Origin of the sequence: Oricola thermophila, from assembly GCF_013358405.1 — a bacterium.
Taxonomy (GTDB): Bacteria; Pseudomonadota; Alphaproteobacteria; order Rhizobiales; family Rhizobiaceae; genus Oricola; species Oricola thermophila.
The window spans coordinates 2,432,704-2,455,516 of sequence record NZ_CP054836.1; the positions used below are offsets into that span (position 1 = coordinate 2,432,704).

The 22,813-nt window shown below is 65.2% G+C and carries 24 protein-coding genes; 10 read left to right on the top strand and 14 right to left on the bottom strand.

The window, feature by feature from the left end; translation table 11 throughout:
* Positions 1-18 precede the first annotated feature (18 nt).
* The 6 genes from HTY61_RS11785 (at position 19) to HTY61_RS11810 (ending at position 5,471) form a co-directional block, all read left to right on the top strand.
* On the top strand, positions 19-759 hold the full coding sequence (locus HTY61_RS11785; protein WP_175276976.1) for an ATP-binding cassette domain-containing protein: 741 nt from the start codon (positions 19-21) through the stop codon (positions 757-759).
* Positions 756-1,508, top strand: a complete 753-nt coding sequence (locus HTY61_RS11790) for an ATP-binding cassette domain-containing protein (RefSeq protein ID WP_175276977.1) — start codon at positions 756-758, stop codon at positions 1,506-1,508. Before HTY61_RS11785 ends, HTY61_RS11790 begins: the two co-directional genes overlap by 4 nt.
* A complete protein-coding gene (locus tag HTY61_RS11795) occupies positions 1,505-2,503 on the top strand; it encodes an ABC transporter permease (RefSeq protein WP_246272790.1) in 999 nt (332 codons plus the stop codon). Before HTY61_RS11790 ends, HTY61_RS11795 begins: the two co-directional genes overlap by 4 nt.
* Complete coding sequence (locus tag HTY61_RS11800) at positions 2,500-3,459, top strand: ABC transporter permease (protein ID WP_175276978.1); 960 nt, start codon at positions 2,500-2,502, stop codon at positions 3,457-3,459. The genes HTY61_RS11795 and HTY61_RS11800 overlap by 4 nt, the downstream gene beginning before the upstream one ends.
* A 3-nt stretch (positions 3,460-3,462) precedes the next feature.
* The gene (locus HTY61_RS11805; RefSeq protein WP_175276979.1) at positions 3,463-4,566 is read left to right on the top strand and encodes a lactonase family protein; all 1,104 of its coding nucleotides are present in this window, start codon (positions 3,463-3,465) and stop codon (positions 4,564-4,566) included.
* Between the two features lie 89 nt (positions 4,567-4,655).
* Positions 4,656-5,471 (top strand): IclR family transcriptional regulator, encoded by an 816-nt coding sequence (locus HTY61_RS11810; RefSeq protein ID WP_175276980.1) that lies wholly within the window; start codon positions 4,656-4,658, stop codon positions 5,469-5,471.
* Between the two features lie 93 nt (positions 5,472-5,564).
* On the opposite strand, the gene HTY61_RS11815 is transcribed toward HTY61_RS11810, so the two are convergent.
* The 6 genes from HTY61_RS11815 to HTY61_RS11840 all read right to left on the bottom strand — a co-directional run bounded on the left by HTY61_RS11815 (position 5,565) and on the right by HTY61_RS11840 (position 11,172).
* Complete coding sequence (locus tag HTY61_RS11815) at positions 5,565-6,833, bottom strand: TRAP transporter large permease (RefSeq protein WP_175276981.1); 1,269 nt, start codon at positions 6,831-6,833, stop codon at positions 5,565-5,567.
* Positions 6,824-7,357 (bottom strand): TRAP transporter small permease, encoded by a 534-nt coding sequence (locus HTY61_RS11820; RefSeq protein WP_175276982.1) that lies wholly within the window; start codon positions 7,355-7,357, stop codon positions 6,824-6,826. Before HTY61_RS11820 ends, HTY61_RS11815 begins: the two co-directional genes overlap by 10 nt.
* Positions 7,358-7,435: 78 nt before the next feature.
* Positions 7,436-8,440, bottom strand: a complete 1,005-nt coding sequence (locus HTY61_RS11825; RefSeq protein WP_175276983.1) for a TRAP transporter substrate-binding protein — start codon at positions 8,438-8,440, stop codon at positions 7,436-7,438.
* Between the two features lie 82 nt (positions 8,441-8,522).
* Entirely contained in the window at positions 8,523-9,329 is an 807-nt protein-coding gene (locus HTY61_RS11830; RefSeq protein WP_175276984.1) for an IclR family transcriptional regulator, read from the bottom strand.
* A gap of 209 nt (positions 9,330-9,538) precedes the next feature.
* Positions 9,539-9,988 carry a MaoC family dehydratase gene (locus tag HTY61_RS11835; protein WP_197945424.1) on the bottom strand — a complete coding sequence of 150 codons (450 nt, stop codon included), beginning with the start codon at positions 9,986-9,988 and terminating at the stop codon, positions 9,539-9,541.
* A 2-nt stretch (positions 9,989-9,990) separates the two neighbouring features.
* The gene (locus HTY61_RS11840) at positions 9,991-11,172 is read right to left on the bottom strand and encodes a CaiB/BaiF CoA transferase family protein (RefSeq protein WP_175276986.1); all 1,182 of its coding nucleotides are present in this window, start codon (positions 11,170-11,172) and stop codon (positions 9,991-9,993) included.
* Between the two features lie 161 nt (positions 11,173-11,333).
* On the opposite strand from HTY61_RS11840, the gene HTY61_RS11845 reads away from it, so the two are divergent.
* The 4 genes from HTY61_RS11845 to HTY61_RS11860 all read left to right on the top strand — a co-directional run bounded on the left by HTY61_RS11845 (position 11,334) and on the right by HTY61_RS11860 (position 15,196).
* A complete protein-coding gene (locus tag HTY61_RS11845; protein ID WP_175276987.1) occupies positions 11,334-12,491 on the top strand; it encodes an extracellular solute-binding protein in 1,158 nt (385 codons plus the stop codon).
* Positions 12,488-13,207 (top strand): SDR family NAD(P)-dependent oxidoreductase, encoded by a 720-nt coding sequence (locus HTY61_RS11850; RefSeq protein WP_175276988.1) that lies wholly within the window; start codon positions 12,488-12,490, stop codon positions 13,205-13,207. Before HTY61_RS11845 ends, HTY61_RS11850 begins: the two co-directional genes overlap by 4 nt.
* A gap of 9 nt (positions 13,208-13,216) precedes the next feature.
* On the top strand, positions 13,217-14,239 hold the full coding sequence (locus HTY61_RS11855) for a zinc-dependent alcohol dehydrogenase (RefSeq protein ID WP_175276989.1): 1,023 nt from the start codon (positions 13,217-13,219) through the stop codon (positions 14,237-14,239).
* Between the two features lie 147 nt (positions 14,240-14,386).
* The gene (locus HTY61_RS11860; protein ID WP_175276990.1) at positions 14,387-15,196 is read left to right on the top strand and encodes a hypothetical protein; all 810 of its coding nucleotides are present in this window, start codon (positions 14,387-14,389) and stop codon (positions 15,194-15,196) included.
* A 143-nt stretch (positions 15,197-15,339) separates the two neighbouring features.
* Here the strand turns inward: HTY61_RS11860 and otnC are convergent, their stop codons facing one another.
* The 8 genes from otnC to HTY61_RS11900 all read right to left on the bottom strand — a co-directional run bounded on the left by otnC (position 15,340) and on the right by HTY61_RS11900 (position 22,781).
* On the bottom strand, positions 15,340-15,984 hold the full coding sequence (gene otnC, locus HTY61_RS11865; RefSeq protein ID WP_175276991.1) for a 3-oxo-tetronate 4-phosphate decarboxylase: 645 nt from the start codon (positions 15,982-15,984) through the stop codon (positions 15,340-15,342).
* On the bottom strand, positions 15,977-17,236 hold the full coding sequence (gene otnK, locus HTY61_RS11870; RefSeq protein WP_175276992.1) for a 3-oxo-tetronate kinase: 1,260 nt from the start codon (positions 17,234-17,236) through the stop codon (positions 15,977-15,979). Before otnK ends, otnC begins: the two co-directional genes overlap by 8 nt.
* A complete protein-coding gene (locus HTY61_RS11875) occupies positions 17,233-18,060 on the bottom strand; it encodes an N-acyl homoserine lactonase family protein (RefSeq protein ID WP_175276993.1) in 828 nt (275 codons plus the stop codon). The genes otnK and HTY61_RS11875 overlap by 4 nt, the downstream gene beginning before the upstream one ends.
* Positions 18,057-19,082 (bottom strand): aldo/keto reductase, encoded by a 1,026-nt coding sequence (locus tag HTY61_RS11880; protein WP_175276994.1) that lies wholly within the window; start codon positions 19,080-19,082, stop codon positions 18,057-18,059. Before HTY61_RS11880 ends, HTY61_RS11875 begins: the two co-directional genes overlap by 4 nt.
* Positions 19,079-19,366 carry a putative quinol monooxygenase gene (locus tag HTY61_RS11885; protein ID WP_175276995.1) on the bottom strand — a complete coding sequence of 96 codons (288 nt, stop codon included), beginning with the start codon at positions 19,364-19,366 and terminating at the stop codon, positions 19,079-19,081. The genes HTY61_RS11880 and HTY61_RS11885 overlap by 4 nt, the downstream gene beginning before the upstream one ends.
* Positions 19,366-20,919, bottom strand: a complete 1,554-nt coding sequence (locus tag HTY61_RS11890; RefSeq protein ID WP_175276996.1) for a tripartite tricarboxylate transporter permease — start codon at positions 20,917-20,919, stop codon at positions 19,366-19,368. Before HTY61_RS11890 ends, HTY61_RS11885 begins: the two co-directional genes overlap by 1 nt.
* Positions 20,920-20,922: 3 nt before the next feature.
* The gene (locus HTY61_RS11895) at positions 20,923-21,699 is read right to left on the bottom strand and encodes a hypothetical protein (protein ID WP_175276997.1); all 777 of its coding nucleotides are present in this window, start codon (positions 21,697-21,699) and stop codon (positions 20,923-20,925) included.
* Positions 21,700-21,770: 71 nt separating this feature from the next.
* Positions 21,771-22,781 carry a tripartite tricarboxylate transporter substrate binding protein gene (locus tag HTY61_RS11900; protein ID WP_175276998.1) on the bottom strand — a complete coding sequence of 337 codons (1,011 nt, stop codon included), beginning with the start codon at positions 22,779-22,781 and terminating at the stop codon, positions 21,771-21,773.
* Positions 22,782-22,813: the final 32 nt, after the last annotated feature.

Consider the following 22,813-nt stretch of genomic DNA (forward strand, 5'->3'; position numbering starts at 1 on the left):
CCGCGCATCGGCCAGACCATGCTTGAAATCAGAAACCTGTCCAAGTCATTCGGCGAAACAAGGGCGCTGAAAGACATTTCCGTGAACTTCGCGCCCGGGACGGTGCATTGCATCCTGGGCGAGAACGGCTCGGGCAAGTCCACGCTGGTCAAGATCCTGTCGGGCATCGTCCGGCCGAATACCGGATCGCTGACGCTCGACGGACGCGCCCTCCCGACGGGGCGCCCGCGCGCCCTGCTCGACATCGGTCTCGCCACCGTCTTCCAGGAAGTGCTGATCGCCCCGAACCGGCCGGTCATCGACAATATCCTGCTCGGCCTCGAGAAGCCCTTTGCCGCGCCGATGCCGCGCGCACGCCGCCTCGAGATCGCGGGCGAAGCACTGGCGAAGATCGGCGCCGGCAAGCTGCCGCTGGACATCGAGGCGGGCCGGTTGCCGCTCGCCCACCAGCAGCTGGTCGTCATCGCGCGCGCGCTGGCCCGCGACCCGGGGATCCTCGTCCTCGACGAGGCGACAGCGGCCCTCGACCACGACGACCGGGACGCCGTGTTCGAATGCATGGAAGCCATGGCCGCGGCGGGCCGCTACGTGCTGTTCATTTCCCATCGCATGGAGGAGGTCATGCGCCTGTCCGACCGCGTTTCCGTCCTGCGCAACGGAGAACATGTCGCGTCCTTCGCCCGCGGGGAGTTCTCTCCCGCCGACCTGCTGGAAAAGATGGCCGCGCCCGGGCACGCGCGGAACGGGGGAGCCGCATGACGATGGCCGCAGCCAGTTCCCCGCTGATCGCCAGCGATCTTGTCCTCAAGCCCGGTGCCCGCCCCGTGACCCACGCCTTCGGCGCGGGGCGGATAACCTGCCTTGCCGGCCTGGACGGACACGGGCAGGAAGCCTTCCTCGAAACGCTCGCCGGGTGGAACCAGCCCGCGGGCGGCGCCGTAAGGGTCAGGAACTCGGACCGGGAAGACACCGTTCGCGGCGGGCGGCAGGCACACCGGCTGGGCATTGCCTACCTGCCGCGCGACCGCCGTTCCAACGGCATCTTCCCCAGCCTCTCGATCCTCGACAACTTCGCCATCTGTTCGGCCGGCCGGGACAATGTGGCGGGCCTGGCGAGCATGTCCCGCCGCAAGCGCCGCTTCGCGAAATATCGCGACATGCTGTCCGTGGTCGCCGGCCAGCCGGAGAATCCCATCACCTCGCTCTCGGGCGGCAACCAGCAAAAGGTGCTCATCGCGCGCCTGCTGGCGACCGATCCCCGGATACTCCTGCTCAACGATCCGACCCGCGGCGTCGACGTGGCCACCCGCCAGACGCTCTACGGCATCTTCCGCAAGCTCGCGCAGGAGGGCATGACCCTCGTCCTGGTGTCGACGGAGATCGAGGAAGCCGTCGAACTGTCGGACGAGGTCGTCGTCTTTCGCGATCACGCGATTTCGGCCGTCCTGTCCGGGCACGACAAGACCAACCACAACGTTCTTTCCGCCATGTTCGGGGAAAACGCATGAGTGCCGCCGAGGAGACACCTATGCGGAAAACGCCAGTCACCGACCCGTCGCGCTTCGCGCCCGCGGCACTGCTGCGCACGCTGGGCGTCGGCGGGTCGGTCATGATTGTCCTGCTGATCGCGAACATCTGGTTCAACCCCCAGCGTTTCGCACCTTCCGCGTGGGGAACGCTGATCGGCCTCGCCGCGCCGCTGATCGGCGCCGCACTCGCATCCACGCCGGCCATCCTGTCCGGCCGCGGCGGCCTCGACATTTCCATCGGCCCGCTGATGGGCTTCGTGAACGCCATCGTGGTCGTCTATGTCATCGGCGCCGCAGGACTGCACGGTCCCGTTCCCGTCATCGCCGCTTCCGTCGCCATCGGTACGCTGTTCGGGGCGTTCAACGGCCTGCTCGTCACCGTGCTGCGCATACAGCCCATCGTCGCCACCCTCGGCACCTTCCTCATACTGGAAGGCCTGACGACCACCTTCGTGCCCTCTCCCTCGGGCACCATTCCCGAATGGCTGCGCTCGCTTTCGGGCGCATGGTCGATCCTTCCGCTCATCGCGATCGGCGCGATATGGGCAGCACTCTCCAGGCTCCCCTATATCGGCCTGCTGCTGGCATGCGGCAGCGATGACCGGGCGGCGTATACCGCCGGCGTGAATGTCAGCCTGATCCGCTTCCTCGCCTATGTCCTTGGCGGCCTTTTCGCCGGGCTGGCAGCGCTGTCGCTTTCGGCGCTGATCGGTTCCGCCGACCCGAACATCGGCGCGAACTACACCCTGCTGGCGATTTCCTCCGCCGCGCTCGGAGGCGTCAGCCTCGCCGGCGGCCGCGGCGGCCCGTGGAACGCGGTCATCGGCGCGATGGCCATTTTCCTGCTTCAGAGCATCCTGGTCTATTTCAACGTTTCGACCTTCATCCTGCAGATGGCCTATGGCGCGATCCTCGTGTTCGCCGTCTGCGCCACGCAGATCGAGAACCGGCTCAGGGGAGGACAAGGCCAATGACCGGAACGCTGTTCAAGGGCAACCGCATCCTCGGCGCCCTCGCCATGCTGGTGGTCCTTCACGTCCTCGGCATGCTGCTGATCGACGGTTACGGGTCGGTGTTCACCCTTCGCTCCATTCTGGTGCTGAGCGCCCTTCTCGCCGTCGCCTCGGTCGGGCAGACCCTCGTCATCATCCTCGGCGGCATCGACCTGTCCATACCCTTCGTCGTCGGCGCGGCCAACGTCGTCGCGGCCCAACTCTACGGCGACGGCATGAGCTTCGCCCTCGTCTTCGCCATCGTCGCCCTGCTTGCGCTGGCAGTCGGGGCGGTCAACGGGCTGATCTCCGCGGGGCTCGGCGTGCATCCGCTGATCGTGACGCTGGGCGTCGGCACCGTCGTGCTCGGCGCGGTACAGCAGTGGACCGGCGGGTTTCCCTCCGGAACGGCGCCACAGTTCATTTCCGAGTTCGTGTCGATAGGCGGATCGCTCGGCCCCCTGCCCTTCCCGGGCATCGTTCCCGCGGCCTTCGTGCTTGTCGCCCTGGTCGTCCTGTTTCTTCGCCGCACCACCTTCGGGCGGCAGATCTACGCCCTCGGCTCCAATCCGTCGGCCGCGCGCTACGCACTGATCCCGCCGGTCGCGACATGGACGGCCACCTTCGCGCTCAGCGGTTTCTTCGCCTCGATCGCGGGCATCCTGCTTCTGGGCTTTTCGGGCTCCGCCTATGCCGCCGCCGGAGAACCGTACCTTTTCCAGACGATCGCGGCGGTCGTGATCGGCGGAACCGCCCTCACCGGCGGCGCGGGCTCCTTCGTCGGCACGGCCATCGGCGCCGCCGTCCTGACCGAGGTCAATACCCTGCTGATCGGCCTCGGGCTCGATCCGTCCGCGGTCCAGGCGGGGCTCGGTCTCGGGATACTGGCCCTCGTCGGCTTCTACGGCCGCGAACGAACAATTGCGGAGAGCATCTGAGCCATGACAGAAATCGATCTATTCATTTCGGGATGCAATCGTCCGACCGGCTATTTCGCCACGTCCAACTCGCCCGGGATACGATTGGTCCGCCTGGATACGGACACCGGGCAGCACAGGGTGCTGGCGAATTTCGGGGGCATCGAGAACCCGACCTTCGCAATCGCCTCGCCCGACCTGACGCACATCTACGCGACCACGGAAATGCCGCGTTGGCCGGAAGGCGCCGTCACGGCATTCGCGATTGCCCCGGACCGTGGCGCGATCACGCCCCTTTCCTCGCAATCGTCCGCCGGCTCGATCACCGCCCATCTGAGCCTCGACCGCTCCGGCCGCTTCCTCCTTGTCGCCAATCACGCCAATGACGAGGATTTCGGCGGCCGGGAAGAGGCCGTCGCCGTGCTGGCGCTGAAGCCGGACGGGGATATCGGCGACATCGTCGCGACCGCGGCCCAGTCAGGCAGCGGTCCGCAACTGCCCCGCCAGCAGCGCTCGCACCCCCATGCCGTTCTCGCCACCGCGGACAACCGCCACCTGATCGTGACCGATCTCGGCGCGGATGCCCTGTTCGTCTACCCGTTCAACGCCGATACCGGCGCCCTGGGGCCGGCCCGCACCGTCGCGCTAACGCCGGGCACCGGCCCGCGCCACATGGCGTTCTCCCACGGCGGCACGCTGTTGCATGTTTGCGGGGAAATCGATTCATCCGTCACCACGCTGCGCGTCGGACCGGGCGCGGAACCGGAGATCGTCGGCCGCTGCGGCACGCTTCCGCCGGGCGCGTCCGGGACGAACCATCCGTCCGAGATCGCCCTCGCGCCCACGGGCGAGCATCTCTACGTCGCCAATCGCGGCCACGACAGCATCGCGCGTATCGCCATCGGAAAGGACGGCGTGCCGCGCCTCGAGGAATGCACGCCGTGCGGCGGCACCACGCCGCGCCACTTCGCCTGCGACAGCACGGGCCGCTATCTCGCGATCGCCAACCAGGACAGCGACGAGGTCGTTGTCCTCGCAATCGGCGAGGACGCGGCGCTGGGCGGAACGGTGGCCACGATCGGCATCGGCACGCCGACCTGCGTCGGGTTCCTGCAGCAAGGGTCGTAGTGGACGTGTTACGCACCGGCACGGTAGATTGCCGGATCGCGGCCCGTTTCTGGCGGCAGTGCGTCAATGAAGACGAAGTCGGATGAAGAATGACTGTTTCACGCAAGGAATCTGACGAGGGCGCCAACAAGTACACGGCGCCCGCACTGTCTAAGGGGCTGGACATTCTCGAGTTGCTCGCATCCCGGGCCGAGGGAATGCGCAAGAGTGACATCGCCAAGTCGCTCGACCGGTCGATAAGCGAGATCTTCCGCATGCTCGCGGTACTGAACGAGCGTGAATACGTGTCCTTCGATCCGGCGACGGAACGCTACTCGCTGACCACCAAGCTGTTCGAGATCGCCCACCGCCATCCGCCGGTGCGACGGCTTTCATCGATCGCCATCGACACGATGAGAAAGCTGGCGCTGGACGTGAACCAGTCGGTTCACCTGGCGATCCTGCACGGCGACGACATCCTTATCATCGCGCAGGTCGACGCGCCGGGAAACAATGTCACCAGCGTCCGCCTCGGCGCGCGCGTGCCGATCACCATAACGGCATCGGGCGCGGTCCTGTTCTCTTCCCTTCCCCCGAAGGAGCGGGAAAAGCTGCTCGACCGCACTCGGCAGAAGGAGCCGGAACTGGTCGATACCTTCCGGCGAAACGTGGAGAACTTCGAGAAGCTCGGCTGGTGCGAGTCCGTATCCGAAGTCATCGAGGGCGTGCACAACATGTCCGTCCCTGTCCGCGACTATTCCGGCACGATCGTTGCCGCGCTGACGATCCCCTTCATCAACCGTCTCCGTACCGACCATTTCCTGCCGATCGGGGATACCCGCGCCAGGCTGATCGAGGCGGGCCGGACGATCTCCGAGCTTCTCGGCTCCAGGGCTTCGGCCGCCGGATCGGCCGACAGCCCCTGACCGGGAGGCACCTGCCGCCGGAGACCACGCCACCAGGACCATCAGGCACTCGGCGTTCCCGCGGGGTGGCGCACCACGCCGCGGGGACTCGCGTCACAGGTTGGGCAGGAATGTCGATATCTGCGGAAACAGGATCAATATCATTCCGACCGCAAGGAACGTGAGGAAATAGGGGATCCCCGTGCGGGCAAAGTCCTCGATGGGCACCTTGGTGACGGAGCAGGTGGTAAACATCACGGTGCCTACGGGCGGAGTGATGCCGCCGAAATTGATGGTGAAGATGAACACGATCCCGTAGTGGAACGGATCGATGCCGAGCCTCTGCACCACCGGAAGAAACAGCGGCGCCAGCACCAGTATGAGCGCGGTCCCCTCCACGAACATGCCGATGACCAGCAGCACCAGGAAGATCAGCATGAGCATCATTGTCGGGTTCTGGGTCACGGCGATCAGCGCTTCGCCGATCTGCTGAGGCACCTGTTCGAAGGTCATGATCCAGCTGAACGCGGAGGAGGCTATGAGCACGAGCATGATCGCGGCGGTCGTGGACACGACGGACCGCATCGAACGGTAGAGGGCGGCCATGGTGGTTTCGCGGTAGACCACGCAGAAGACCAGCGCGTAGAAGACGGCAACCGCCGCCGCCTCGGTCGGCGTGAAGACGCCGCCACGAATGCCGCCGATAATGATCACCGGCAGCATGATGGCCGGCAATGCCTTCAGGAACGAAACGAGGAGCGTTTCCTCGGACGGTTCCGTGGCGGGCGGCTCGTAACCGTGCTTGCGCACCTGCACGTAGGTGGTCGCCATGAGGGCCAGGGTGAGCAGCAGTCCGGGCACGATACCCGCCATGAACATCCTGCCGATCGACAGGTCGGTGACAAAACCGAACAGGATCAGGCCGATCCCCGGCGGGATCATCGGCGCAATCAGCGCCGACGACGCCGTCACCACGCTTGAAAAGGCCGGGGAGTAGCCGCGCTTCGTCATCTCCGGCACCAGCGTCTTGGCCTGCATGGCCGCGTCGCCATTGGACGAACCGGACATGCCTGCAAGCAATGCGCTGAGCACGACATTCGTCTGCGCAAGACCGCCCCACATGCGTCGCGTCAGGACAACCGCGAAGGTCATCACCCGCGACGAGATGCCGGAAAGGTTCATCAGCTCGCCGACCAGGATGAACAGCGGCACGGCCAGCAGCGGAAAGGACTGCGTGCCCAGGATGATGCGCTGGGCGAAGGCGACATCCATGATCGCAGGTTCGTTCACGACATAGAAAATGCCCAGCGACAGGATCACGAACGCGACCGGCACGCCGAGCAGAAGCATCACGAAGAAAAGGATGATGGTTGTCAGGAGCATGCCGGTGCCTCCCCGTCGCCGGAATTCGTTTCATCGTCGTCCGGCGGATCGTCCGATCCCCGGAGCGCGGTGACACTGCGCACGGCGGAAAGGACCGCCATCAGCGCGAAACCGATCGGCATCGCGATGTAGAATATCCGGACGGAAACCTGCAGCGACGGAACGCGCTGCCCGGCCCGCATCGCCAGGTCCCAGGACTTGTCCGCCAGATAGAGCGAGACCAGCAGGATGACGAGGTTGCGAACAGCCGCCAGGATTCGCCGGCCGCGCACGGAGAGATATCCGTCGATGATCCTCACGCCCAGGTGGAACCGGTCCTTGTAGGCCAGGAAGCTGCCCAGGAACACGATCCAGGCGAAGAGGATGGTCGAAGCCTCGAAGGAGAACACGAGCGGGCGTTCCAGCACGTAGCGGAAGAACACGCCGGCCAGCACGATCGCGGTCATCAACGTAAGCGCCGCGATCAGAAGGAATTCCAATCCCTTCTCGATGCCCCGGGAGATTTTGCACAGAATGGTCAGCATGCTTTTTCCTGACGATGGAGACACCACGCACCGCCGCCCCGCACCGGGCGGGGCGACGGCATCTGCGGAAAACCGCCGTTACCTGGCGCGGATCTTCTCGACCTCTTCACGCGCCCGGTCATAGAGTCCGGGGGTCCAGTCGGGGAACGCCTTGTAGATCCCGGCGGCGCCGGCCGCGAAGGCCGCACGGTCGATATCGCGCACGATCTTGACGCCCGAGGCCTCGACCTTCGCGACATCGCTCTCGTAGCTCGCCTTGACCTGGTCGGTGATCCAGTCGCAGGCCTTCCGGGTCTCCTCGGTCACGATCGCGCGGTTCTCGTCGCTGAGCGCATTCATGGCCGCAGCGCTGGTCGTGAAGGTCGAGACATCGTGAATGTGGTTCGTGGTCATGTAGTACTTCACGTGCTCGTTGTGCTTCTGGTCGAGCATCGCGGACGGCGGTGCCTCGGCCGCGTCGACGACACCGACGGCAAGCGCGTTGTAGACCTCCGGCCACGGCAGCGGCGTCGGAACCGCGGTGAAGGCCTGCTTGGCCAGCTCGATGTAGAGCGGCAGGGGTTGCTCGCGGATCTTGAGGCCCTGCATGTCCTCCGGCGAATGCACCTCGGTCTCGCGCGTGTAGAGATCGCGCACGCCGAAAGCGAAGTAGCACATCACCTTCAGGTTCTTTTCCTCGACGACCTTCTCCATGTCACGAACCAGCGGGGTCTTCATGAACTCCATGAGCTCGTCGAAGTCCTGGAACATGAACGGATAGGTCGTGACCTGGTAGTCCGGGTTGTAGTCGGCGAGGTTGGGCGTGCCCATGTGGCCGATGATCTCGCCGCCGAGCGAGATCTGCTCGGCAACCTGCGAGTTGGAACCGAGCTGGCCGCTAGGGAACAGCGCGATCTCGACCTCGCCCTTCGTACGCTCCTCGACGGCCGCCTTGAGGCGTTCGCCGGCCAGTTGCACGACGTGCGTGGGCGAGTTCATGTGCGCGAAGCGCAGAACCGTCTTCGCGTCGGCGCCGGTTGCGAATGCCGTCATAGCCGTCGCGCAAAGGGCCCAGGTGCCCAGGTGTCGCGTGATAGTCTTCATAGGGGGTTCCTCCTTTGTTTTCCCTATTCGAACGCCGGGCAACCTCTGCAACTGTTCGATGCGACCCGGAGAACCTGTTGAATCAATCGCCGCCGGGGGGTGCGTGCTCTCCCAGCCCGACGCGCTCCGTGATTTCGGCCCCTGCCTCCTGCAGTGCCTTCAGTATCTGCTCCGTGTCCGGGCCGCTGGCGCTGCGCAGCGTCGCCACGACGAGCGCGGCGCGGACGCTCGACCGCCTCGTTCCGACCAGCACGCCGACATCCAGGCCGCCGACGAAGCGCTCGCCGTCGGCGATCTCGTAGCCGCGCTCGGCGACATTGCGCACGCGGATGAGAAAGGCCTCGCGGACATCCTCGGGCAGATCGTGGAAACTCGTGTAATCCGACAGGAAGGCCAGGCGGTCCTCTTCCTCCATCGCCGCCAGCAGGATGCGCCCGGAGGTGGTGGTCAGCGGCGAATGCCGGGAACCGACCTCGATGGAGAGGCGGAACGGCCGCGGGCTCTCCTGCTGCGCCAGCACGACGATCTCGCCGTCCCGCAATGTCGTGAGGTGGCACGTCTCCCCGATCCGCTCGGACAGGCGGCGCATGACCGGAAGGGCGACGCGCAGCAGTTCCTCGTAGGGCGAGTGGGTGCGGCTGAGCTCGAAGAGCTTCAGCGTCAGCCTGTAGTGCCCCGCCTCGGTGCGCCGGATGTAGCGACGCGCCTCGAGCGCGCTCAGGGTGCGGAAAATCTCGCCGGTGGTCCTGCCGAGCGCCCTCGCGATGTCGGCCTGCGACATGGAGATCGCGCGATCGGACAGGAGCTCGAGCACGTCGAGCCCCTTGTCCAGCCCCGGAACCGAGTATTTGCCGGCGGGTTTCCCCGCTTTCCGATTATCGTCAGTCATGCTGCGAATTCCTGCTGTCTGGTGAGATGTGAACGGCGTCAGATAAACACGCCACCTCACCGGACGCGCAACCGGGCCGAAAGCCCGGACAGGCAGCGAACCGGATGTTCAGCGCCGTTCCCGGAAAGGGACGGTGCGGTTTTCAAAACGGATCATCATTCTCAACTCCTCCCGATTTCACTTCGATGCCGAAGGCGACGCCTGCCGGATCAGGGCAAGGGTTCCCGCCGTTCCACGAGGTAAAGGTGGTCGCACACCAGAACGACCGTGCCGTCCTGCTTCGTCATCTCCACGGCCTCGTGGACATAGCCGTGCGTCTTTCTCTTCGGATGGTCCCGCTTCTCGGTGATGGTCGTCTTCACCGTGATGGTGTCGCCGATGAACACCGGCCGAACGAAGCGCAGGCGGTCGTAGCCGTAGGACATCGACCGCGGGTTGATCGTGGACGCGGTCATCCCGATGCCGACCGAGAAGACGAGCGTCCCGTGCGCGATGCGCTGTCCGAAATCCTGAGTCGCGCACCACTCCTTGTCCATGTGATGGGGAAAGAAGTCGCCGGTCTGCCCGGCGTGCATGACAATGTCGGCCTCCGTGATCGTTCTGCCGAACGACCGGCGGCTGGCCCCGATTTCGTAATCCTCAAAGAACTGTTCGTGGATCATCAGGCACACTCGATCTCTTCGTGCGCGCGCAGCGCGGAAAGGTTTCTGTCGGTATCGGCCCCGAGCACGGGCGCCGCGGCCGCATTCCTGGGAACGCGCCCGTCGAAGCGGATGGGACAGGCGGTCGTCTCGATCTCGCGCCCCGAGGCGGTTTCGATGCGCTGGAGGATGTCCAGCGCATCCAGTGCGCCGGAACGCTCCAGGGACGGCCAGTCCAGGACCTCGGCACACCAGATCCCCGCCGGCTCCAGCAGGTTCATCCAGGTCTCGGTCGTCCCCGTCTTCAGGTGATCGCGCAGGATCGCCTTGATCTCGTCGCGCCGGGAATAGGCCACCGCCGGGTCGGCAAGAGGTAACAACCGATCGAGCGACAGGAGTTCCGCGAGCCGGGCAACGGGCGTCATGGCGATCGCAATGAATCCGTCCAGGGTCTCATAGATGCCGTAGGGCGCAGCCGCGTAGACATTCGCGCCGCTCACCGCGCTGCGCACCGGCTGGACATGGCCGTCATTGAGATAGCTCGTGAACTGCTCGAACTGCAGGTCCATCGCGGAAGCCAGCAGACTCACCTCGACCAGCCCTCCCCTTCCGGTCCGGAACCGGCGGAAGAGCGCCGCGAGAATGCCCTGCGCCAGGTGCATGCCCGCCGCGATGTCGGTGATCGAGATCCCCATCGGAACGGGCGCATCGGCGGCGCTGCCCGTCAGCCACACCATTCCGGAGCGGGACTGCGCCAGCAGGTCCTGGCCGGGCTTCCCGCTCCAGGGACCGGATTTCCCGTAGCCGGAGACCTGCCCGTAAACCAGCCGCGGGTTGAGCTCGCGGACATCCTCGTGGCCGAGCCCGATGCGCTCCATGACGCCCGGACGGAAATTGTGGATCATGACATCGGCCGTCGCGACCAGCCGCTTCACCGCCGCCAGGTCGTCGTCGTCCTTCAGGTCCGCGACCACGCTCTGCTTCCCGCGGTTGATCGTGTGGAAGAGCAGGCTGTCGCCGTCCACCTTCTGGTCCGCCACCACCAGGCCGCGGCAGGCATCCCCGACGCCCGGGCGCTCGACCTTGATGACCTCGGCGCCCATGTCCCCCAGGCGCAAGGCGCAGACCGGGCCGGCAAGAAACTGCGAGAAATCGAGAACCCGGATTCCGGCAAGCGGCAATTCCTCGACCGAACCACTCAAGACCACATTTCCCTTATCGTTGACCAGTGAGAGAACATTTCATATATGAGTCATCCCATAGGGATTGTGCGTCATATTTGTCAAGCGGTGACGTATTCGCATTGTCTTCACGCATGACATTCCGAATTCCGGATGTGTGATTCATATATGAAAGGTGCGGCATGGAAGAACACGGGAAAGGCGAGACTCGGCCGGCGGCCGGAACGAAGCTGATCGGAATGACCTGGGATCACCCGCGCGCCTACGACTCCCTGGTCGCCGCATCGGAGGCATACCGCGAGAAGACGGGCGTCTCCATCACCTGGGAAAAGCGCTCGCTGCAGGCTTTCGCCGACGTGCCGATCGAGGGCCTCGCGAAAGCCTATGACCTGATAATCCTGGACCACCCGCATGTGGGGCAGATCGCCGAAAGCGGATGTTTGCGCTCCCTGCCGCCGATGGCGGGAGACGTGTCCCTCGGCGGGTCGGTGGAATCCTATGTATGGAAAGGCGAGACCTGGGCATGGCCGATCGACGCCGCCTGCCAGATGGCCGTCGTTCGCCCCGACCTGGCATCGGAGTTTCCGCGCACCTGGGACGAGATCATGGCCGAAGGCGCGGAACGCTTCGGGCTCCTTACACCCCTCCTCCCGGTCGACGCCTTCGATACCATGCTGACCCTCCTTGCCAGCATGGGCGAGGAACACCTTCCGGTCGGCGAGAGCGAGTTCTGCTCCCGCGAGGGCGGCGAGCGTGCCCTGCGCGTCCTGAAACGCCTGTACCGGCTGGGACCGGGCGAGGCCGTGGAATGGAACCCGATCCGGGTTCTCGAGGCACTTTCCGAAACCGACGAGTTCTCGGGATCGCCCTGCCTGTTCGGCTACATCAACTATGCGCGCCCGGGATTTCGCAAGAACCCGCTTCTCTACGTCGACCTCCCGGTCTTCGCGATGCCCGGCTGGCGCAGATCCATCCTCGGCGGCGCCGGCATCGGCGTCTCGTCGATGAGGGAAAACGGCGACGTCGCCCAGGATTTCGCGGCATGGGTGGTCTCGGAACCCGTCCAGTCCGGCGTCTACCTCGAGAACGAGGGCCAACCCGCGCATCTCGACACGTGGAAGCGGATGCGCACCGATCCGCGCTACGCCGGTTTCCTGGACGGCGGCTTCGAAACGATCCGCATGGCATGGACTCGCCCGCGCGACCACTGGTTCCTGCATTTCGTGGACGACATCTGCGAGATCTTTCCGGATTTCTTCCGCAAGGACCGGGACGAGGCGGCATTCCTGTCCGACCTGAACAAGCTCTATCGGCATCACATCGCGAGGGACTCGAAATGAAACACGTCGTAATTACCGGCGGAAACAAGGGGCTGGGCCTCGCCCAGACTTCATTGTTCCTCGACAGGGGCGCGCATGTGCATGTCGTGGCCCGCTCGCGCGGCGAACTGGACCGGCTGCCGCAGGAGCGGCTGGATTTTGTCCAGGCCGACCTCGCGAACTGGCGGGACACCGGCTGGCTCGACGCCATCCACGCCAGGGCCGGCCACATCGACGGACTGGTCAACAATGCCGGCGTCCACCTGAAGAAACCCGTCTGGGACGTTGCCGGCGACGAGCTCGAAACCGTGCTCGACATCAACGTGAAAGCGATGTTCGCCGCATGCGGCCGCTACATCGCCCTTCAGAAGGATAGCGGCGGCGCGATCGTGAACATCTCGTCGATGGGCGGCCTCATGGCGCTGCAGTCGGCGGCGGCATATGTCACGGCCAAGACGGCCGTCATCGGCCTGACCCGCAGCGTCGCCGTCGACGCCGCCCCCATGGGCTTCCGCTGCAACGCGGTCTGCCCGGGCTTCATCGAGACCGACATGACCCGGGCCGTGCTGGAGAAGGACCCCGAGCGGCGCAGGAAGATCGAGGGGCGCATTCCGTCGCACCGTTTCGGAACGCCAGAGAACGTGGCGAAAGCCATCCACTTCCTGGTCTCGGACGAGGCGGACTACATCAACGGCGTCGCCCTGCCCGTCGACGACGGCTATTCCATCGGATTCTGAGGACATTCCATGACCCATTCAGCCACCGTCCTGGCCGCGGCGAGGACCATCGAACTGACCGAACGATCGCTGCCTGATGCCGTGCCGGAAGGTCACGTTCGCCTCGCGCTCGCCACGGCCAGCCTCTGCGGAACGGACCTGCACTACTACCGGCATTTCGCGAATGCCGGGTTCGAGCTGCAGCGCCCCGTCACGCTGGGCCACGAGGCATGCGCATATGTGACGGATCCCAATGGCAGCGACTTCGCGCCGGGACAACTCGTCGCCCTGAACCCGATAATCTTCTGCGGCGAATGCGAGAACTGCCGGGCCGGGCAGGAAAACTACTGCACCGCCAAGAAGTTTCCGGGCTCCGCCACCACGGTGCCGCATATCGACGGCTTCTTTCAGGCCCGGTTCGACTTCCCGGCCTTCTGCTGCCACGCGGTCCCGGAAGGCACCGATCCGGATCACCTGACCTTCACCGAGCCGCTTGCCTGCGCCATGCATTCCGTGACCGTCAGCCGCGCCGGCGCGGGCGACCGGGTTCTCGTCACGGGTTGCGGCCCGATGGGGCTTCTGGCGGTGGTCGCCGCGCGTTCCGCGGGAGCGGAGGTCGACGTGACCGACATCCGGCCGGAAGCCGTCGAGCTTGCCCGGAAGATCGGCGCCGGTGCCGGATTCGTTGCCGGAAAGGACGCGCCCCCCTCCGGCGCCTATGACGCGGTGATCGAGGCCAGCGGCTCGCCCCACGCATTCAACCAGGCGCTGGACGCCGCCAGGCGGCAGGGCCGCGTGTCCATCCTCTCCAACATCCAGCTCTCCGACACGCCCGTGCATCTGCACCGGATCATGCTGAAGGAACTGACGGTGGCCGGGTCGTTCCAGTTCAATGTCGAGTTCCGGCAGGCGCTGGAGCTCATCACCTCCGGACGGCAGGATTTCGAACAGCTCGTGGCCGCGCGGTTCCCGCTTTCACAAACCGCCGACGCGCTTGAACTGATGCTTTCCGGCAAGGCCGCCGGAAAGATCCTGATCAAGCCGGAGGAATAGCCGACCGTCGCGGCACCGGGGCGGGGCGGCCAGCGCCCCGTTGGACAAATCCCGCCCCTCTTGCCCGGAATCCCGGCATTTCCGCGAAAACTTGTCCACCGCATCCGGCCTTCTCGTACCCTTGTCCGCGCGACCACGGAGAGGACCATGGAGTTCGACTGGAAACGGGCGGTGGAAAGGAACCTGGACGATCTTCTGCGGATCGTCGCGCAGCTGTTCCTGGTGGCCGGGATCAGGACCGGGCGCTCGCTGGTCTTCCTGCCGCGCGCCCTGCGCAGCCGCATCCTGTCGGTCCTGCGCCCCGCCGAGTTCGCCGCCCGCCGCCTGATCGTCATGGCCGCCTGCAAGCTGGAACGGGACGTGACGCTCGGCCCGGAACGCAACGCGGGTCAGTCCGACGCGAACGCGCAGCCGGAAACAGCGCCCGAAGACGGGACGGACAGGGAGCCGGACGCAGAACCCACCGACGCGGAACTGCTCGACCTCTACCGCGACCGTCCGTCCTTCCAACTCTTCGACCCGTGGAAGCGCTACGCACCATTCCTCTTCGATGTCACCGGGCTGGACGGGCCTTTCGGCCATGTCTTCCTCGAATATGACGACGCGGAAGAAGGCTGGCCCGGTCCTGACGCCGATCCCGACGAGCTGGTGGATGCCCGTGGCATCTCGCGCCGCATCCGGGCGCTGGCACTGGCACTGGACGATCTCGACGGACAGGCCGCCCGCCTTGCCCGCTGGAAGGCGCGCCTCGAGCGGGCCATCGAGCGCATCCGCGCCGCCGACGCGGGCGAGATCGCCGGCCTGTCGCCCGACGCCGTGCGCAGGCCCGCACCATGGCGCTTCCGCCCCTTCCGGCCCGGCCTGCCGCCGGGCTGGCGAAGGCGGCCGCGAACGGAAATCGAAGAGGTGCTGAAGGAATGCCACGTGCTGGCGCTCGACGCATGGAACACGTCGTGAGAGCGCCACTGCCGAAATCCGTGTCCGTCCATGCCCCGCACGCCCGGCGCGGGACCAATGGCGCGCGTCACGCTCCTTCGCATCGCGGGAGAAAGTGCCGGGGCGTGGCGAAGGCGGATGAAGGGGAAACTGCGCCGATGCGCCTACGAGCGCGGATAGGCGATTTCCAGTTGCCGGATCTCCGCCTCCCCGAGCAGGCGCGGATTGTGTCCGCGCGTCAGGAGGGCGAGTCTGGCGGTCGCCTCCAGCTCCTCCATCGCGTTGACCGCGGCTTCCAGCGTCTTGCCCGCGACGACCGGGCCGTGATTGGCCAGCAGGACGGCGGAGTGCTTGCCGGCCAGTCCCCTGACCGCGTCCCCCATCGCGGGGTCGCCGGGCATGAAATAGGGGAGCAGTTTCACCTTGCCGAGCTGCATGATCGAGTAGGGGGTGATCGGCGGCAGCACGTTTTCCGGGTCCGTGTCCGGCAGCACCGACAGCGCGACGGAATGGGTGGAATGAAGGTGGACGACCGCGCCGGTTTCGGACGTCCCGGTTTCGTAGAATGCCGCGTGGAGGGGAACCTCCTTCGTCGGCCGGTCGCCGCCGACATGGCGGAACGAGGAGTCCAGCTTCGCGATACGCGCCGGATCGAGCCTGCCGAGCGAACTGCCGGTGGGGGTCACCAGGATCGAGCCGTCGGACAGGCGAGCCGAAATGTTGCCCGTCGAACCGTGGGTCAGGCCGCGATCGAAGATGGATTTCGCGAGGGACGCGATCTCCTCCCGCATCCGCGCATCTTCACTCATCGCCGCCTCCCATGATGCGTGCCGCCTTCAGGAAAAAGTCCGGCGCGCCGAAATTCCCCGACTTTAGTGCCAGCCGCAGCTCCCTGCCCCCGACCTTGAGGGCGGGAACGCCCGGATCGATCTCGGGGCCGATCTCGAGCGCCTCGATGCCGAGCGCGGAAACGACGGCTCCCGACGTCTCGCCACCGGCACATATGACGATACCCGCGCCGCGGGCGACCGCCACGCTTGCCGTCTCCGCGAACAGGTTCTCGATTGCGCCGGCCACCGCTTCCTTCCCGTAGCGCTCCTGGTTCTCGGCGACACGTTCCGGCTCGACGGAGGAATAAGCCAGCGGCACGCCGGGCTGGGCGAGAAGCCAGTCGCTCAACGTCTCCGGGTCGAGGCGCCCCTCCATGACATCCGAGGCCCGGACCTCGAAGGCCGGCTGGCCGGCGGCGACATGCGCCCGCACCTGGCCGCGCGTCGCGCGCGAAACCGAGCCGGCAAGCGCGATGGCCCTGGCTCCGGGGCGGGCAAAGCCGGACGCGCGGTCCGCACCGCCGGCCCGGCAGCCGAAATTGGCGGGCAGCCCCATGGCGATGCCCGACCCGCCGGTGACGAGCTTCATGTCCGGGATCGCGCGCCCGATCTCGACCAGGTCGCGCTCCGAGATCGCGTCGACGATCACGAAGGGACGTCCCTCGTCGTTCTCCCGGGATATCGCTTCCGCGATGGCGTCCGCCCCGGCTGCCACGTCGGCCATGGCGACATGGCCGACGTGGCGGCTTGTCTGGCGCGCGAGCACGCGGCGCAGGTCCGCATCGCGCATCGGCGTGAGCGGGTGGTTCTTCATGCCCGACTCCGAGAGCAGGCGATCGCCGACGAAGAGATGGCCCTGGTAGACCGTGCGTCCCGTTGCCGGGAAGGCCGGGCAGAAAACCACCGGCCCGCCGCCGAGCGCATCGCTCAGCGCCTCGGCGACGGGGCCGATATTGCCCCGGTCCGTGGAATCGAATGTCGAGCAGTACTTGAACAGGAACTGCGTGCAGCCCTGCGCTCGCAGCCAGTCCAGCGCGGCAAGGGACTGGCGCACGGCCTCCTCGGGCGCAATGGTGCGCGACTTGAGTGCGACGACACCGGCCTCGACGTCGTCACCGGCAGGCCCGGCGGGAATGCCGCAATACTGGACCACCCGCATACCGCCCCTTGCCAGGGTGTTGGCGAGATCGGAGGAACCTGTGAAATCGTCTCCTATGCAGCCCAGCTTCATGTGCCCTGCCCGGTCCTGACGAGAAAATCGGATGTCGGCTCCGCATCGAGCCTGCTGACTGTCAGCTTCCCGTCCTGCGCAACGAGGGGGAAGACCTCCCGCACCAGCGGATCATGGCCCGGGATGACGAGCGACCTGTCGCTCGCCAGGCGCGGGAGAAGATCGAAACCGTCCAGCATCGCCTGCGGATTCTCCACGATCGGAAAGAGCTTCTTCCGCAGGTAGTTTTCGTAATAGTGAGAAGCATCCGACGCGAGGACGAGCCAGCCGCGCCCGGTCTTCACGCGAACGCATTGCAGGCCGCGGGAATGTCCGCCCACCGGGTGCACCTCCACGCCCGGCGCCACTTCCGCCGCGCCTTCGTGAAACGTGACGCGACCCGAATAGACGAGGCGAACCATGTCGCAGACATGATCCACCGTGAACGGCGCGCGCATGACCTCGTGGCACATGCAGGGGCCGGTCGCGAAGGCCATCTCGGCTGCCTGAATGTGGAACCGTGCCCTTGGGAAGGAGCCCAGCGTGCCGGCATGATCGTAATGGAGATGGGTGACGACAACCGTCTCCACCTCTGCCGGATCAATGCCGAAATCGAGGAGGCATCGTTCAGGCGCGCGCAACACGGGCCGGCCGCGGCGGGCCGCCTCCGCCTCGTCATAGCCGGTATCCACGACGATCGTGCGATCGTCGTTGCGGATGACCCAGACGAAATAGTCCATGGCATGCGGGCTGGCGTGGTCGTCGTCGAAAAGGAACGAGTCGGCGCGCGTGCGGCCGTTGCGCTCGGCATATTTGAGTGCATAGACCTCGTAGGTATCGCTCATCGTCCGCCCCTTCCGAGATCGACGCGCCGGCCGTGCAGCGGCTGGCGCGGGTCCATGTAGTTCGGCACGGGCGTGGTTCCGGGCATGCACAATCCGCTCAAGACCGTTTCATCCTCCTCATCATAAGGGCACTGGCTCGCGGCGATATAGGCGTCCAGCTGCTCAAGGTTCTTGGGTCCGATCAGCACGCTGGTGACCGCATCATTGGCCAGAACCCACCGGAGCGCGAGATGCGCCGGTTCCCGTCCACGCGCGTCCGCGTGTTCCGCGGCCCGGGCCGCAAGGGCAAGCGTCTCGTCGCGAAACTCGGTTTCCATCATGCGCCTGTCGCCGCGCGCGGCACGCGAACCGGGCGGCAGGCCGTTCCTGTACTTGCCGGTCAGGACACCTCGCGCCAGTGGCGAATAGGGCACGACACCGATGCCGTGGTGACGGCAGGCGGGAATGTAGTCCGCCTCCGCGATCCGGTTGAGCATGTGATAGCACGGCTGCGCGGCAACGGGGCGGGCAATGCCGGCCCTGTCGGCCAGCGCGACCATCTCCACGATCTTCCAGGGCCGAAAGTTGGAAATGCCCCAAGTGGCAATCACGCCGTCGTCGATCAGTCGCCCAACCGCGTGCACGATCTCGTCAAGCGAAGTCTTGTTGTCGTCATGGTGAAGATAGAACAGCTCGATGCTATCCCGCCCCAAACGCTCCAGCGACATCCGCGCCGCACGCCCGATCCATTCCGGATCGAGACCGCCGCTGCCCTCCACACCCGGCAGAGGGTTGCCGCATTTCGTCGCCAGGACAATGTCCGCATTTCTCGCCGACAGCAGCCGACCGAGCATCTTCTCGGAGCCGGTTCCCGCGTAGGAATCGGCGGTATCGACGAAATTCCCGCCGACCGCGAGGAACCGATCAAGCATCGCCGCCGCGGTCGCCTCGTCCGTCTGGTCGGCGAACATCATGGTGCCAAGACACAATTCCGAAACCATGAACTCGCTCGAACCGAGCCGCCTCCTGTTCAGTGTCATCATGTCTTGCGGCTCCAGGTCTGCACCTCCTTCGCTGCCACCATGTCCGCCACTTCGGCGTCGAATGACCGGAAATGCGCGCTTTTCAGGTGGGCATCGAATGCCGCGCGATCGTCATACACCTCGTAAAGGAAGATTTGGTCCTCGCGATCTTCGTCCGTCCAGACGTCGAACACCCTGCATCCGGGCTCCCTCTCAAGGGATTCCGCAGCCTGCTGGCGCATGCGTTCCATGAAGGCCGCGCGCGTGGCCGGGCGAAGCGTGAAATTGACTGTTACGCAGTACATCAGGCGCCCTTCTCATCAGTTCTTGCATTTGCGATGTTCGGTCGGCTGCTGCGAACCACCCGGCGCAGGAGGCGCTTGGCGGCAGGGAGCTGCACCAGCACAAGCACCACATTCAGGAAGACCAGGATCGCGGCACCCGGCCGGGTGAGGAACGTGGTCAGGTCGCCGTCGGATACGAGCAGCGAGCGGCGGAAGGTCTCGTCGAAAAGTCCGCCCAGTATGACGCCTATGACCAGCGGCGCGATGGGATACTGCATGCGGATCAGCGCATAGGACACCATGCCGACGACGATCATGAGGAAGAGGTCGTTGGTTCCCCCGCCGACGGAGAAGGAGCCGATCGTGGTCAGGACCAGAACGACCGGCAGGAACACGGTCTGCGGAAGGCGCAGCACGGAAATGAAGACGCGCGCCATGAAGAGGCCGAGCACGAACATGGTGAAGGAGGCCAGCACGAGTATGGCCACGATGCGGATGATGAGCGCCGGATCGATGGTGGGGCCCGGCGTTACGTTGTTGATCATGAGCGCACCGAGCAACGCGGCCGCGGGCGGAGACCCCGGTATGCCCAGGACCAGAAGCGGGATCAGTGCCCCGCCGATACAGGCATTGTTGGCCGTCTCCGACGAAATGAGCCCCTCCAGCGAACCCTTGCCGAACTCCTCCGGTGTCTTGGAGAAGCTCTTGCCGACACCGTAGGACACCCATCCGGAAACGTCCTCGCCGACGCCCGGCAGGGAGCCGATCCCGACACCGATTGCGCCCGAGCGCGCGATGGTCGGCATGTAGCGGCGTACCTTCCGGAGATTGGGCCGGATGCGCCCGACCTGCACCGGGCTGCCGGCCTGCGGCCCCTCGCGCAGCCCGAACAGGATCTGCGGGATGGCGAATGCCCCCATCAAAACCGGCACCACCTGGAACCCGCTGAGCAGATAGGACCATCCGAATGTATAGCGCTGTTCAGAAAGGATCGGATCGAGGCCGACCATGGCCATGGCAAGGCCGATCAGGCCGGCGATCCACCCCTTGATCACCAGGTCCGAACTCATCAGCGTGCCGGAAACCAGGATTCCGAACAGCGCCAGAAGAGCCTTTTCCGGCGACGCTATCTGCTTCGACATGGCCATCAGGACCCATACGAAGACGAGCAGGCAAAAGGTTCCGATCAGGGTCCCGATGAAGGAAGCGGTCGTGGTCATGCCAAGGGCTTCGCCGCCACGTCCCTGCTTCGCCAGCGGATAACCGTCGACCGCCGTGGCCGCGGACGCGGCCGTGCCGGGAATGTTGAGCAGGATCGAAGGATAGGAACCGCCATAGATCGCGCCGACATAGGCGCCGATGAGTGCGATCAGCGATTGCTCGACGGGAAACTTGTTGCCGAAGAAGCCCGTCAGGATCGTCACGGCGAGCGTCGCGGTCAGACCGGGAAGGGCCCCGAACACGATGCCAAGCGCGACCGAACCGACAAGATAGATGTAGGTCACCGGGTCGGTTGCCAGCTCCAGAAACTGTGAGGCGAAGCCCGCGAATTGTGCGAAAATGAAATCAAGCATGGATCACCTGCCGTCCTTGCCCGCGAGCCACGGCTTGATCGTGACATAGTAGTGATACTCGATCTTCTGGAAGACGAGCCCCGTGCGATTGGGCACGTTCTGGCGGAAGCCGAAGGCCATGGCGATGATCAGCAGGATCGGCACCGCGACCGCGATAACGGGAGCAATCTTCAGATAGGCGTCGGGGCGCCGACCTGCACGGCGGATCTCGACGTACATCACCAGCGTCAGGGCGACGAACGCCGCCAAAGTCAGCCAATCGTCGTCATGGTGCGCATTCCATTCCGACCGCGGCAAATGCGCGGCCAACGCGTAGACCGAGGGAACCAGCACGACTAGAAGGGCTATCCGGGTCGCACGCAGTCGTGTTTCATGGAAACCGTAAATGAGCGCCAGCAACACGAGCGCACTCGAAAGGATGAAATCGACCCGGGGAACGAGCGCAAAGATGTAGGCAAGCATGACGAGCGCCCCGGCCGCCATGCGCTGGACCGAATCCGATCGCATCCACGCAACGACGCTTCGGAACTGCCCCGCGTCGGGGGTTCCACCCTGCCTTATCGCCGTAACAAGCAGCATCACGCCAAGCAGAAGGATCGCGGCAAATATGCCATAGGGCACAAGGGCGGCCGAATTGTACCAGCGCCCCGATTCCACGCCGGCCGCATTGGCCTGGAAGAACGGTATCTCGCTCGTCTTGAACAGGAAGAAGCCGCTGACGGCAATAAGGGTAAGCGCCGTCCAGAAATCCTGCTGGCGCAGCCTCGTTCTTTCGTTCATCCGATTTCCTCCGCTGGCACGAATCACGCCGGGCACGAATCATGCCCGGCGCAGATTTACCGGAATACCGGTTACGGCTTGGGAATGCCGAGTTCCGCAGGATCAACAGCCGCGGCCCCGAGTTCCTTCAGCGTCCATGCGAAGTTGCTTTCGAGCTTGGAGAACTGCGCGCTTGCCTCCTCGCCCGCCAGACCGGACAGATCATAGTAGTTCGATGACGCCCACTCCTTGACCTTGTCCGATTGCATGGCCTTCGCAAAGGCTTCCTCGAGCACCGCTTTCGCCGCATCGGGCGCGTCGGCCAGAACCGCGAAGCCGATAGCCTGCTTCAGCGGCAGATATTTCGAAAGGTCGGGATAGTTCTCGAATGCGGACGGGATCGTGGTTCCATCCAGGTTTCCGGCCTCCGGGACCAGCATGGCCAGCGGTTTCAATTGACCGCCCTTGATCAGTCCCTGCTGCTCGGCAAGCGAAGTGACTATAACCTGCACCTCGCCGGCGACCGCCGCTTCCTGGGCCGGCCCCGATCCTCCGTAGGGCACGAACTTGAACTTCGCGCCGGTGCCGTTCTCCAGAGCCAGAAGGTTGAGGTGATGGATAGATCCGGAACCCGAAGCAGCCGCCGGAATTGTACCCGGATCCTTCTTCGCCGCCTCGATCAGCTCTTCGAACGTGTCGAATGGCGCATTCGCCGACACCGAGATGAGGTCGGGCGATCCGCCGACGATGAAGGGATGCCACACATCGAATTTCTTGTCCCAGCCGCCCTGCACCGCAGCGGTCACGTTCGATTCCGAAATGCCTGCCAGCGTGTAACCGTCAGCGGGCTGATTGAGCACGTGGATCATGCCGTTCGATCCGGCCACACCCCCGGTCACATTGGTCACCGTGATGCTGACCGGAAGCTCCTTCTCCATCTCGGCCATGATCATGCGGTTGATCGAATCGGTGCCGCCACCGGCACCCCAGACCACAACGGTGGTGATGTCGCGATACGGATATTCCTGCGCGGCAGCCGGCACCGCGACCACGGATGCCGCCAGTACGGCAGCCGCTCCCCATTTGGTGAATTTGAGCGTCATGTCGGTTCCTCCCGATGATGGTTTGCATTCAT